Raw genomic sequence first — 15,592 nt, forward strand, 5'->3', positions numbered from 1 at the left:
GCGTTGACCTATGCCTAAATGTACTCTGCTTTCACCTTGGTCATTAATACCGTAGTCAGCACGAATTAGACCTAATGGAGAGTCTACCCTGACTCCTGCACCATAACCAAAACCAGTACCGGGTTTATTCCTTGCGCCTGCGGGATCTCCGACAACGGTATCGCCAGAACCTAAATCTGAGGCGAAGTCAGCAAAGACTACACCCCCAAATATTGGGGCGATGGGAAAACGATATTCGGCGGAGGCTAGTACATAACTGCGACCATTACCAACATCGCCAACATCGTAACCGCGTACAGAATTAGAACCACCTAAATTAAAGGTATCGTAGGGGGGTAATTACCCAAAACTGTCCCAGCTTGCACATTGACGGCAAATACTTGGGGTTTTTGGCTGTTAAATAAGTTGACTGGCAAATATTGACTGTAGTTAGCGGTGAGACGATTCATGGAAATGTTAGCTTCACCGATGGGTACAGATTGTTCTGTACTGAGTCTGAGAACAGAACCTTGGGTGGGATTAATTAGGTTATCGCGTTGGTCTTTGGTGGCGGTAAAAGATACAGTAGCTAGGTCATCAACACCGTTACCACTAGCCGATAGAGGATTACCTTGAATATCAGTGGCGGTAATATTGCCTTGGCGATCGCGGATGCTGGTACGAGTATAATTAAAACCTAATGAGGTATCCCAATTATCAATAGGTCGTTGCAAGCTAATACTTGCCCCAATCTTACCTTCTCGGACTTTATCACCGTTGGCTAAGGTAATCTGATCATCGAAGGTTTCAGAAAGTTGACGATTGCGGAAGATTTTGACGGTGTAGCCTAAGCGGTCGGGATTTGTCACCCGATAGGGACTAATAAATTTAGTATCAAATTGCAAATCACGGCTACCAACACCAACATTCACATTTAAGATGTCATTTCTGCCGCCAATATTTTGGTCTTGATAGTTCACAGTCCCGATTAATCCTGTATCAGCATTGTAACTACCACCTAAATTAATCGCTCGCGCTCCATTTTCCTTGAGTTCATAAATCACATCTAAATTACTAGCATCACCTTCAAAGGCCACATTGATACTTTGAAATAAGCCAGTACGATACAAGTTCTGCACATCTTGACGGACAATATTTTCTCGGAAGACCTGACCTGCTTTGAGTTGCAGTTGTTGTTTTAAGAAATCTGGTTTGGTACGTCCTGAAACGGGATTCCCTTTCGCATCAACGGTTTTACCATCATCATTCACAAACCGGAACTTGATATCGCTAACTAAACCTTCCGCCACATTGACCGTGAGAATACCTTGGGGATTGGGTTTTATAGATAACACTCGCCCTAAGTTATAACCATTGTCGGTGTACCATTTATTGATTTGTTCGACTCCGGTTTTTAGTTGTGCGGGACTGATGGGTTTACCAACCTGAGATTGAAAAGGTGTGAGGGCGACTTGGTAAGTCAGGGCTTTAGCACCTGAGAGTTGCAGCGATCGCACGACCACGGGTTGCACCTGATACACTACATTTAACCCCGATTGGTTAACGCTGGTATTAACCTCCGCACTGACAAATAAACCAGTCTGCAAAATGGCGGCGATATCACTTTGCAACTGATTTCGGCTGGTTTCTCCCCCCGCCTGAGTTTTAATCACTTGGCGAATCACTTGTTGTAATTCGGGAGTTGCACCTACTATCTGCACATCGGTAGCTGTGACGACTAAACCGCTTTCAGTCGTGGGGGGTTTGGGTGGTGCTGGTGTGACTACAGCAGGTGTAGACGGGAGAACAACAGGCTTTGAAGATTGAGAAAATTGGGGAGTAATCTCTGCTTCTGGTGCAGCCACATTCTTGAGAGGAGTTGATTTTTCTTCCACTACGGGAACTACTAGATTTTGGTCTGGTGCAGCCTGAGTAGAAGCGGTAGCAGGTGCAGCCATAGCTGATTGCGTAACATTACCAGCCGCTAAAGTAGCTAAAGTCAAAATGGTAGTAGAAGGAACACGCATAATAATATGGGAAATAGGGCATAGGGAATTGGGCATGGGAAAAAAGCTTATCCATGCCTGTGTAATGCTTTACACGATTTTATGAATTCCGCAGTGTCGGTATTGAGAATTAAAAATTACGAATTACTGAAATAGACCATTAATTTTGTGATTTTGTTTCTTAAATTAGGGGTATGGGGGTATAAGTGTAAGGGTGTAGGGGAAGCAAACAAGATTTTACCCAATGCCCCATGCCTTATTCCCAATGCCCAATCCCTGGTTATGAATGATTTATACCGCTTATCTTTTGCCTCTAATTCATCAAGTGCCGATTCTCGATTGCAGCTATTAGTATTAAGTAATGGTCATGGGGAAGATGTAATTGCTGCCCGGATTTTGCAGGCATTATTGCAACAACCCTACCCACCGGATATCTTTGCATTGCCTTTGGTGGGAGAAGGACACGCCTATCAAAAGTTAAATATTCCCCTAATTGGTACAGTCCGCACGATGCCTTCTGGTGGGTTTGTCTATATGGATGGGCGACAACTGGCGCGAGATGTGCGCGGTGGGTTATTACAATTAACTTGGAGTCAAATTCAAGCAGTGCGGCGTTGGGTGCGATCGCAAAAAAAATTAAACAACCAAAACGCTGTCTTGGCGGTAGGGGATATTGTCCCGCTATTGTTTGCTTATATCAGTGGTGCTAAATATGCTTTTGTGGGGACAGCCAAATCAGAATATTATGTGCGGGATGAAGTAGGAATTCTCCCCAGGACATCTAAAGCCGCCCGTTGGGAAAACTTTTCTGGTTCGATTTACCATCCTTGGGAAAGGTGGTTAATGAGTCGCCGGCGTTGTAAAGCCGTGTTTCCCAGAGATGGGTTGACAGCCAAAATTTTAAATCAGTGGCCGATTCCCGCCTTGAATTTTGGCAATCCCATGATGGATGGACTAGAACCAAGATTTAATACCCAACAACTTTATAGTATTGATAGTCAACAACAAGAATTAACTAGACCACTGATGATTACTTTGCTTCCTGGTTCGCGCCCGCCGGAAGCGTATAAAAATTGGGAAATCATGATGGTGGGGTGTCTGCATTGATGGCGAGTTTTCGCGAGGAAAATTCATTTGTCCCCAATTCCGGTAAAGTGGTATTTTTAGGAGCGATCGCACCTAATTTAGATATACAAGCCTTCGCCAAATCCTTAAAATCTCATGGTTGGCAAGCCTCGACAGAATTCCCCCTACCTTTACCAGACAATCAAGCTCTCATCTTTCAGCAAAGAAACGTCTATTTCCTGTTGACACAACAAGCATACAATGAATGTTTGCATTGGGGAGACGTAGCGATCGCCATGGCCGGGACAGCTACAGAACAGTTTATAGGTTTAGGGAAACCAGCGATCGCCATTCCGGGAGAGGGGCCACAATATAACCCCGGTTTTGCAGAAGCCCAAAGCCGATTATTAGGCTTATCTTTGATTTTAGTCTCAGAACCAGCAGAAGTAGCTATGCAAGTGCGATCGCTGTTCACTCATCCTGACAGGTTACACCTAATTGCAGAGAATGGTAGGCAAAGAATGGGTAAGCCTGGTGCAGCACAAAGAATTGCTGAGTGTTTGATGGAAAGATTTTTTAGTCAATAGTCAATAGTCATTAGTCATTAGTCATTAGTCATTAGTCAGCACTCATTACTCATTACTCAGCACTCAGCACTCATTACTCATTACTCATTACTCAGCACTCAGCACTCATTACTCATTACTCATTACTCATTACTCATTACTCATTACTCATTACTCATTACTCATTACTCATTACTCATTACTCATTACTCATTACTCATTACTCATTACTCATTACTCATTACTCATTACTCATTACTCATTACTCATTACTCATTACTCAGCACTCATTCCGCACTCCAAAAATTAGCCTGTAATTGGTAGGGCAATAATAAACTCTGTTCCTTCTCCTAAAACGGAATTAACCTCGATTTTCCCGCCGTGTTTTTCTTCCACAATTTGACGCGCGATCGCCAAGCCTAAACCCGTACCTTTACCTACAGCCTTGGTAGTAAATAAATGGTCAAAAATGCGGTTTTTTACGTCTGCACTCATGCCTTTACCATTGTCTTGAATATGAATATAAATTTTGTCGGTAGCGGCTTGTGTACGAATTGTAATTTTCTGGGGTCGATTTTGCAATTCAGCAAATTTAGAGGTTTGAGCAGCTTCGTCAAAGACATCAATAGCATTCGCCAAGATATTCATAAATACTTGGTTTAATTGCCCAGGAAAACATTCAATTAGTGGCAGATCACCGTATTCTTGCTCAATGACGATTTCCGGGCGATGTTGGTCAGCTTTGAGGCGGTATTTTAAAATTAGCAGCGTACTATCAATTCCTTCGTGAATATTCGCTCTGATTTTGTAGTCAGTGTCAGCACGGGAGAACGTACGCAAACTTTTACTAATCGATTTAATGCGTTCAGTTGCGCCTCTCATCGCATTGAGTAACTGAGGTAAATCTTCTTTCACAAATTCCAAATCGATGTTTTGGGAGTTTTTGACAATCGATGTAGTGGGTTCGGGATAATTCTGTTGATAAAGTTGTATATGTCCGATTAAATCCTGGACGTATTCTTTGGCATTGCTGATACTACCATTGAGAAAGCCGATGGGGTTATTGACTTCATGCGCCACACCTGCAACTAAATTACCCAAAGAAGCCATCTTCTCACTTTGAATCATCTGGATTTGGGTTTGTTTGAGTTCTCGTAAGGCTCTTTCTAGTTTCTGAGATTTTTCCTGTTCTTGGGTATGAAGTTGGGCATTTTCTAAAGAAATGGCTGCTTGGGTACAAAGGAAATTGAGGATCATAATGCGATCGCGACTAAACACACCGCTAACAGCACGGTTTTTTAAATACAAAATTCCTATCAAATTTCCCTGGCTGACAATTGGTAAGCACAGTAAACTTTTTGGTTGCCGCTCATTTAAATAATCGTCAATTACAGGTAAATCGGTTATGAGTTCGTCAATAACTACAACTTTTTGTGTATTTTTAACATAATTTATCAACTTCATGGGTAAATTAGCATTACCCTCTAAAGGTTGAGAACACAGTTCTGTACCTTCAAGTGTGGCAATAGCTTGAACCTGCCATTCACCATGAATATTCGGCAGAATTAAAACACAGCGATCGCCCCCAGAGTGTTGCAAAATAATCTGAGTCAGTTGATGTAGCAACTCATCTAGTTGAATTGTGCTGGAAAGACTTTGGCTAGCTTTGAGAATAGAGGTTAAGTCCAGAAATGTATTAATACTGGGATGGGATGAAGTTTTGGTGGCGTTGTGAAATGTGACATTAACACCACTAATTGAGACTAGGGTTTCTAAGGAATTAAGAGTGGGTGTTGTCTGCTGTAAAATAGGGTATAGCAAATCAGGATAGCGATGTTCTAGTTCCTTGGTTTTCGCCTTTGCTCCCCAGCGACCATAAAAGTAATAAGCCTCCTGCATATAACCTGCGGCTACTTTTTCTTTCCCCCGATCTAAATAAAATTTGGCAGCGAGTTCGTAAGCTAAAGCTGTATCTGGAAAATAATGATGATCTTTGGCATTGGCGATTGCTAAGTCATAAGCCTCCATCGCATCCAATGGTTGATGCAGTATGCGATATTGTTCAGCCGCCACTAATTGGCAACGATGTAAATGATTAAACGGTGCATGAGTTGCCCATGTTTCTAATTTTGTCTGATGCTGCTTAACTCGCTCCAGAATTTCCTGTTGTTGTACTTTTGTGGCATTTTCATACAGTGCCAGCTGTACTAGGGCATCGTAGAAGGAGTATAAGACTACCATAAAGCAGCCAATTCCACCTTCTAGATATTGTTCTGTAATCATCGATATCTGGGCTGCTGGCTGATGTTCGCCAAAAAGATAATGCAAAAATACTTGATTTATGTGCCAATAAAATAAAGCTGTGTGATGGTTATTAGCTTGCAGTACAGGTAGTAATTCAGCTGAGGCGAAAATTTTTCCTGTCAATTGCTGGGGAACTTCCGTCTGTCCCAGTAAGTTGTAGATAACTTGCTGATAAATTGCTAAATAATATAGGGAAGTTGTTTGTTTGAGTTGAGAGATACTCTGACGATAAGCATCAGTTTGAGCCGCGAGACTAGTTAACTCTTGTCCAGCATGATAAGCGTAATAACAGCAAGCGGCTGCATTTAAGGCTGCTGATTCAATATCTCCTGTTTCGAGTCCAATTTGGTAAGCTTCTTGTAAATAAGGAATAGAGTCCTGTAATGGGGCTTTCCAATGGTGAATATAGGTGTGAATGACATACAACGCCCGACTTTTACAAGTGTGGGCTTGCAATTTTTCTAGTAATTTCCATCCTAGTTGACCAAAATCGTAACCGGAAGGGATGTCCCCAAGTACGCCGCACAGAATTAAACCATAATCAACATAACCATAAATTGAAGTGGGAGAATTGCCATCTAGAATAGATAATTCTACTTGCTTAAAAATCAGGAGAGCCATTAAATGGTGATTGCTCCAATAGGCGCAAGACACTAGCCAACTCAAGATTTGCATAGCTGCTATCCGATGAGGTAGCGTCATGGGAGGTAAATCTAACAAATGCAAGGGAACCTGCCAAAGTTGCTGTGTGGTAGCAAAGGCTTGCTTCACATCCATCTGCGTTGGTTGGCTGGGAAATTTCACTCCCAATGAATTTAAAGCCTGCAATCCCAGTTCTATGGCCTCAAGGAGTTTACCTTGAGCTTTAATTCCCATCAATCGGGTTTGCTCTACTGGGATGGTATCTAGGAGGTTGCGGGCGTTTTGCAATACCAGACTACCTAATTGTTCCATCTGGGCAAAATCGGTATTTAGATAAGCCGCATCTGTTGCCTCTGTATAAAATGCTAAGGTAAGGTCGTAATTACTCTCCCAAGTATCTGGAGGTAGAAGTTGGATACCTGTGGTGAAATAGTCAACGGCTGAAGCGTAAGCTGTGGCTGTCTTAGATTTTCGTCCTGCTGTCAGGTTCAACTGTGCTAGCTGTGTTTTCTCCTGTGGCGTAGTCATCAGGGAGGAACCCATATTCAGATGATTGACAATTTCAAAAAGTCGTTCTTCCCGTCTACTAGCTGAGGTATTGGATAATAAAAGTTGACCTATGTGCAGGTGGGTAGCTTGTTGTTCATCTTCAGCAATTAAAGAGTAAGCTGCTTGCTGAATGCGGTCATGGAGGAATCTGTATTGTACAGCGATCGCTCCCTTCACTTCGGGTTGATTAATTTCCTCAGTGGGGAAAAACTTGTAGGTTTCACTGGTAGGCAGAATTAACCTTTCTTGGAGTGCTGGCCATAGGTGTTTTGCAGTTGCGGTTGCTGAATTTTCAGCGACTATGGCTAATGTTTGCAAATCAAACTGGTTGCCAATACAAGCCCCCAATTTCAACATCTGTTGTGTTTGCTGGGGTAACTTTTGCAACTGCTGCGCCATAAACTCTACGACACTATCTGTTAATGCTGCTTGGCGCACTTGAACAATATCACATTCCCAATGTCTCAGTAGGGGGTTAAAGATAATTAAGCCATCTTGATGTAACACCTTGAGAAATTGTGTGGTGAAAAACGGATTCCCTTGGGTCTTTTGATACACCAATTCTGTTAAAGGTTGCGCGATATCGGCTGTACAATGGAGGGCATCAGCCACAAGATGATTGACACTCTTTTGGCTGAGAGGCTGCACTGTCATCGTCTGCACTATTGCTCCTGTTTGCCTGATGTCCTCCAAAGTTAACAGCAAAGGATGTGCAGCCAAGACTTCATGATCTCGGTAAGCACCAATTAACAATAAATAGTTGGTCAATGATTCTCCCATCAGCAACTTGATCAAATTCAATGAAGCTAAATCAGCCCATTGCAAATCATCGATAAATATTACCAACGGATGCTCTGATGTCGCGAAAACTTGAATGAATTTCTGGAACAATAAGTTAAATCGATTTTGAGCAGCAGTACCTAAAAGTTGTGTAGTAGGTGGTTGCACGCCAATGATGCGTTCTAGTTCAGGAATAACTGCGATCATTACTTGAGCATTGTCGCCCAAGGCTAGGAGTATTTGATTTTTCCAGGTTTGCAGCTGGGTATCAGATTCCGCCAGCAGTTGTTCTATTAAGTCGCGAAAGGCTTGGAGGAATGCAGATAAGGGAAGATTGCGATTGAATTGGTCGAACTTGCCTTTGATAAAATATCCCTGTTGGCGAGTAATGGGTTTATGAACTTCATTGACGACGGCGGTTTTCCCAATTCCCGAAAACCCCGCCACTAACATCATTTCGGTGCTACCATTGGCGACTCGCTCAAATGCTTGTAGTAATGTTTTAACTTCCGTTTCTCTACCATAGAGTTTTTCAGGAATTAAAAAGCGATCGCCACGATCCCGTTGAGCAATTTCAAAATATTCAACTTTGTCTGTCGCTTGAATTTGTGCCAGACAAATTTCTAAATCAAATTTTAATCCTAAAGCACTTTGGTATCGATCTTCGGCATTTTTCGCCATTAATTTCATGACTATATCTGAAATTACCTGGGGAATTGCTGCATTGTGAATTTCATGAACTGGCTTGGCGATGTGACAATGTAATAACTCCATTGGGTCATCACAAATAAATGGCAAATTCCCCGTGAGTAATTCATAAAATGTCACACCCAAAGAATAAAAGTCACTGCGATAATCAATGCCACGATTCATTCTTCCGGTTTGTTCGGGAGAAATATAGGCGAGTGTACCTTCTAAGACATTGGGACTTTTGATTTCTAGGGTTTCTTTGGGTAGTAAGGAGGCGATACTAAAGTCAATGAGTTCTATTTGTTGGCTATGGGGATGGATGAGAATATTGGCGGGTTTGATGTCTTTATGAATGACACGATTGTGATGTAAGTTGTGTAGAATCTGGCTGAGTTGAATGGCGAGCCTCAGAAATTCTACTAGAGATAATCGGTGGTATTTGATATATTCGCGGAGGGCAATGGCACCTGTATCGGGCATGACTAAAATGTAGCCATGTCCGTAGGTTTCTAGGGCTAAGGGTTGGATGATTCCAGGAATATGCAGATTTTTACTGATAGTGTATTGATTGCGAAATTGCAGTAATTCTTGGAAATTTGGGTATTTGGAGGTAAGCAGTTTAATGATGACTGGTTGTTGGTCTTGTTGGCGGATGGCCCGATATACTATGGTTTTTGAGCCTGCGTAAATTTGTGAAATGATTTGATATCCAGGAATCAAAAGTCTTTGAGTCTCAGCAGCCATTTATACAAACCTCTGGTGGGAATTAGTGTTTGTCTATTGACATCGATGAAGCCATACACAGCAATTGTAGAATCTAGTATTCCCACGAATTAGGTCTGGAGTATCCTCATTCGGATTTTTACGTATAAAAAAATACTATGCTATTAATTAACTGCTGCCAATATGTGCGATTTTGCCATCATTTGGTAGGGAAATGATAAATTCTGTTCCCTCTCCTAAAACGGAATTAACCTTGATTTTTCCACCGTGTTTTTCTTCCACAATTTGACGCGCGATCGCCAGTCCTAAGCCCGTACCTTTACCTACACCTTTAGTAGTAAATAGATGGTCAAAGATGCGATCTTTCACATCTGCACTCATACCTTCACCATTATCTTGGATATGAATATCAACTTGATTGCCAATTACTCTGGTACGAATGATAATTTTGTGGGGTTGATTTTCCAGTTCCTCAAATGTGTACTTTTGTGCCACATCATCAAACATATCAATGGCATTAGCCAAGATATTCATAAATACTTGGTTTAATTGCCCAGGAAAACATTCAATTAGGGGTAAATCACCATATTCTTGCTCAATGAGAATAGCTGGACGATGTTCGTCAGCTTTGAGGCGGTATTTTAAAATCAGCAGTGTACTATCAATCCCTTCATGAATGTTAGCCATGACTTTGTGATCAGTATCAGCACGGGAGAAGGTGCGTAAGCTGTTACTAATCGATTTAATGCGCTCAGTCGCCCCCGTCATCGCACCAAGCAATTTAGGTAAATCTGCCATCACAAATTCTAAATCGATATCTTCAGCATTTTCTTGAATCTCTGATGTTGGTTGGGGATAATGTTTTTGATAAAGTCCTAAATGTCCTAGTATGTCTTTTACATAGTCACGGGCATTGCTAATACTACCATTGAGGAAACCAATGGGGTTATTGACTTCATGAGCTACACCTGCAACTAAATTACCCAAAGATGCCATTTTTTCACTTTGGACTATTTGCAGTTGCGATTGTTTTAAATCTAAAAGTGCTTGATTAAGTTTCTTCGCTTTATCTTGTCGTTGATGAGACTCTATAGCTAAGGCAATTAAATTGGCTACGGAACGGATGAAATTTTGTTCCGATGGAGTCCAAGTCCGTTTTTGTCCAACGTGTTCACAACAGATCACTCCTCCCATATCTCCATTAATTTGGAAACTAGAATCTAGCATTGATGAAATGTTTAAGATATCTAGATAACCTTTGCTAAATTGACAGGTACGGGGATCATTCATCGCATCATCCGCCGCAATAATTGGTTGTGACTTCACAGCTAAAAAATAGGTGGGATAATCAGCCACTAGGAGTTCTAATCCTTGTGAATGTTCTTGAGCAGAACGTTGAAATAAATCCATACATCGGATTTTGGTTTGGTGTTCATTAAATAGCCAAACACTAACTCTTTCTGTTTGTAAGGTGTTGGCTGTCACCTGCGTCAGTTCTACAAATGCTGCACTTAAATTTCCTTGATTAATTGCTGGACTTTGAGAAAGCTGAAGCAGTGCTAAAGCTTGTCTTTGTAAGATTTTTTCTTCTTGAAGTAATTTTTTTTGCGCGGTTTGTAATGTTTGAAAAGATGTTTCTAATTGTTGGGCATAGCTTTGAGATTGTTGATAAAGACGGGCATTTTCTAGGGAAATGGCGGCTTGAGTACAAAGAAAATTGAGAATGAGGACGCGATCGCTAGTAAACACCCCACTAGTAGACTGATTTTTCAAATACAAAATCCCAATTAAATTGCCCTGATTGAGAATTGGTAAGCACAGTACACTTTTGGGTTGACGCTGAGTTAAATATGTCCCAATCACGGGTAAATCCGTTTTGAGATTATCAACCACTACCACTTCCTTAGTGTTTTTGACGTACTGGATCAGCTTAATTGGTAACTTAGGATTGTTTTCCAGGGGTTCGTTGTACAACTCGGTGTTTTCAGGTGTGGCAATAGCCCGTAGTAACCAATTCCCATCACTATTAGGTAGGATTAAAGCACAGCGATCAGCACCGGAATTTTGCAGAATAATCTGGGTTAGTTGATGTAGTAATTCATTTAACTCTATGGTGCTGGATAGACTTTGAGAAGCTTTGAGAATCCCCGACAAATCTAAAACTGTATTGATACGGGTACTAGAGGAAGGTGTAGCGGTGGAAGAAGAATGAATTGACAGGTTAGCATTAGTAATAGCCGCTAGGGTTTCTAAGGGGTTGAAAGTTGATCCAGACTGCTGGAAAATGGGGCGCAGTAAGTGAGGATAAAGGCTTTCTAACTCTTTGGTTTTGGCGGCTGCACCCCAATGAGCATAGCCATAGTAAGCTTCCTGCATATAAACGGCGGCGATTCTGTCTTTACCTGAATCTAGGTAAAATTTAGCAGCCAGTTCATTAGCCAGAGCCGCTTCTTGGAGATAGTTTTTACCTTCAGCTTGGGCGATCGCGCGATCGTAAAAATCACCCGCTTCATATTTTTTTCCTAATACCCGATAAATTTCAGCTTCCACCAATTGAAATTTGTGCAGGTAATTCATGGGGGCATAATCTGCCCATGTCTTCATAGACTTTTGATTGCTTTTTACCTTTTCCAAATAAGCATTTGCTGTCACTGTATCTACACTCTTATACAATGACAAAAGACTCAAGGATTGATAAAAATTCTTCAAAGGCACAATTAGTAAACCAGCCGCACCCTGTTCATATTCCTCAAATTTATCAGCATAATCTTTGCCAGTTTGAGCATCACCGAATAAGTAAGATAGTAGTAGTTTGGCTAAATAGACATAGCAAATGCCATTGACATTACGGCTAGCAATTAAAGCAGGCAAATCCACAGTTTCATTAAAGCTAGAACCAATCAGCATCATGGGATTTTCAGCATTACCACGCAGGTTAATTACTGTTTGTCGCCATGTATTTGCCCAAATTAAAGAAGCTTCCTGCTTGATATTTTCAATGAGGTGGCAGTATTTATTGGCTTCAGCTTCCGCCGTTTCTAAATTTTCTCCTGTCCAAAATAAAAATTGGCAATAACAATTAGCACAATATCCCACATACTCTAAATCGCCATGTTCCAACCCACTAGTTAACCCAGCTAAAAATACAGGTAATGTAGAACGGATAGAATCTCGCCAATGTTTAATAAATAAAGCAAAAGTCAGATTAACTTTACTAGTTAATTCTTTAGCTTGCAATCGCTCTAAAACAATAGTGGCTAATTCTCCAAATTGATAGCCGCGTTCAATTTCACCAGTCGCACACAGAAATAGTCCATAAAAACTATAAGCAATTGCCGCTTGGGGAGAGTTACCAAATTGAATACAGATTTTCACCATTGTAAAAATCTTTAAGGGTAACAATTCCGGTTTGGCTAAATATACAGATGCAAATAAACCAACCAGAATTCGCATAGCGGCGGCTTGATGAGAATCTACTAAAATTGGTAGATTCACCAGACTGGGAATTGGGCGATCGCCTAACATCATTTTGAGTTGTTGATGTTGGGCAATCATTGTTTCAAAATCACATGATTCGGGAAAATCTACGCCCAATAAATTCAGGGCTTCTCTACCTGTATTGATAGCTTCTAACAGTTGGTTTTGGGCTGTATATGATTGAATTTGAATTTCATAAACCTTGATTTTATCTAATGAATGCTGTGCTGATTCTAGAGTTTTTTCAATGAGGTATTTACAGTTTTCAAAATTAGTGTTTAGATATTCTGACTCAGCCAAAGATTCATATAATCTCAATGTTAATGTATATTGACTCTGCCAACTATCAGCAGTTAATAGCATTAACCCAGTATTTAAATAACTGACAGCCGCGCTATAAGCTGTCGCCACTTTAGCCTTATTTCCCGCCTTTAAGTTTAATTGAGCTAATTTTTCTCTGGAAGATAAGTCATCGATTAACTCAAGACCTATATTTAACTGATTGACAATATCAAAGATGCGGTTGTCTAAATCTTGCTCTATTGTATTGTGCAGCAGTAATTCGCCAATTTTCAAATGTGTGGCTTGTTTTTGGGCATGAGGAATCAAGGAGTAAGCAGCTTGTTGCACACGGTCATGTAAAAATCTATAAGTTAAATTCTCACCTTTGTGATTATTGATATTGACTTGTTCATCACTCAAATAAAATTTATAAACTTCACTTTGGGGTAAAATTAATCCTTCTTGTAAAGACTTCCATAAAGCTACAGCAGCATCCGCTTGCAACTGTTCAGAAACAATAGCTAAAGTCGATAAATCAAATTGATTACCAATACAAGCAGCTAGTTTGAGAATATTTTGCGTTTCTGGCGGTAACTTCTGCAACTGCTGTGCCATAAATTCCACCACATCATCGGTGAGAGATAGGGCGTGAATTTGGGCAATATCACATTCCCAATAACCACACTCACGATTAAATGTAATTTGCCCATCTTCGTGTAATGCTTTGAGAAATTGAGTGATAAAAAAGGGATTTCCTCTGGTCTTGCGAAAAATTAATTCTGTCAAAGGCAGCGATCGCTCAATGACACAATGTAAGGTATCAGCTACCAACTGATTGGCATCATTTAAAGTTAAAGGTGCGAGGGTAATTGTACTGACAATTTTTCCGGTTCGCTGGAGTTTATCAACTGTCAACATCAAAGGATGTGTAGGGTAAACCTCATTATCACGATAAGCTCCCAATAACAGCAGATAATTCTTGTCCGCCATCAACAATTTCATCAACTGCAAAGAAGCAGAATCTGCCCATTGTAAATCATCCAAAAACATCACTAACGGATGATCTTTTGTGGTAAACACCGCAATAAATTTCTGGAACAGTAAATTAAAGCGATTTTGGGCCGCAGTTCCAGAAAGTTCTGGCGCAGGCGGTTGTTGACCAATCAACCTTTCCAGTTCTGGCATGACTTCAATCAAAACTTGCCCATTGTCTCCTACCGCCGCTAAAATATCACTGCGCCATTGTTGTAGTTGACTATCGGATTCGGAGAGTAACTGCCCAATTAAATCGCGCAATGCTTGAACAAAGGCTAATAGGGGTAAATTGCGATTGAATTGGTCAAACTTGCCTTTGATAAAATATCCCTGTTGGCGAGTAATGGGTTTATGGACTTCATTGACGACGGCGGTTTTCCCAATTCCCGAAAACCCCGCCACTAACATCATTTCGGTGCTACCATTGGCGACTCGCTCAAATGCTTGTAGTAATGTTTTAACTTCCGTTTCTCTACCATAGAGTTTTTCGGGAATTAAAAAGCGATCGCAAATATCCCGCTTACCAATTTCAAAGTCAGTGATTTCGCCTGTTCGTTGTAATTGTGCCAGACAAATTTCTAAGTCAAATTTTAGTCCTAAAGCACTTTGATATCGATCTTCGGCATTTTTCGCCATTAATTTCATGACTATATCTGAAATTACCTGGGGAATTGCTGCATTGTGAATTTCATGAACTGGCTTGGCGATGTGACAATGTAATAACTCCATTGGGTCATCACAAATAAATGGCAAATTCCCCGTGAGTAATTCATAAAATGTCACACCCAAAGAATAAAAGTCACTGCGATAGTCAATGCCACGATTCATTCTTCCGGTTTGTTCGGGAGAAATATAGGCGAGTGTACCTTCTAAGACATTGGGACTTTTGATTTCTAGGGTTTCTTTGGGTAGTAAGGAGGCGATACTAAAGTCAATGAGTTCTATTTGTTGGCTATGGGGATGGATGAGAATATTGGCGGGTTTGATGTCTTTATGAATGACACGATTGTGATGTAAGTTGTGTAGAATCTGGCTGAGTTGAATGGCGAGCCTCAGAAATTCTACTAGGGATAATCGATGGTATTTGATATATTCGCGGAGGGCAATGGCACCTGTATCGGGCATGACTAAAATGTAGCCATGTCCATAGGTTTCTAGGGCTAAGGGTTGGATGATTCCTGGAATATGCAGATTTTTACTGATAGTGTATTGATTGCGAAATTGCAGTAATTCGTGAAAATTGGGATATTCTGAAGTCAGTAGTTTAATGACTACCGATTTTTGCGATTGTTGGCGGATGGCTCGATATACTCTGGTTCTTGAGCCTGCATATATTTGTGAAATGATTTGATATCCAGGAATCAACAGTTTTGTAGTCTCATTAGCCATATGTACAACCTTATGGTGCAAGTTAGTTCTAGCTTTTCATGACAAAGCCTTGCAGAACGCGTCTACATAAAATTTAGTATTCCCACAAATCGTTAAGGTACTTCC

Annotated in this window: 2 protein-coding genes and 2 pseudogenes; 1 reads left to right on the plus strand and 3 read right to left on the minus strand. The window is 40.8% G+C overall.

The annotated features are described in order from the left end of the window. Window positions 1-2,006, minus strand: a pseudogene (locus CV014_RS03005) (BamA/TamA family outer membrane protein); the annotation flags it as partial. 261 nt (window positions 2,007-2,267) lie between these two features. Between CV014_RS03005 and CV014_RS03010 the strand changes: the two are divergent. Next, window positions 2,268-3,637, plus strand: a pseudogene (locus CV014_RS03010) (lipid-A-disaccharide synthase-related protein). Between the two features lie 285 nt (window positions 3,638-3,922). Here the strand turns inward: CV014_RS03010 and CV014_RS03015 are convergent. Both CV014_RS03015 and CV014_RS03020 read right to left on the minus strand, forming a co-directional pair. Beyond that, on the minus strand, window positions 3,923-9,325 hold the full coding sequence (locus CV014_RS03015) for an ATP-binding sensor histidine kinase (RefSeq protein WP_236140672.1): 5,403 nt from the start codon (window positions 9,323-9,325) through the stop codon (window positions 3,923-3,925). A 147-nt stretch (window positions 9,326-9,472) separates the two neighbouring features. Further along, the gene (locus tag CV014_RS03020; protein WP_236140673.1) at window positions 9,473-15,487 is read right to left on the minus strand and encodes an AAA family ATPase; all 6,015 of its coding nucleotides are present in this window, start codon (window positions 15,485-15,487) and stop codon (window positions 9,473-9,475) included. Window positions 15,488-15,592: the final 105 nt, after the last annotated feature.

This window comes from Nostoc sp. CMAA1605 (assembly GCF_021596505.1).
Classification (GTDB): Bacteria; Cyanobacteriota; Cyanobacteriia; order Cyanobacteriales; family Nostocaceae; genus Trichormus.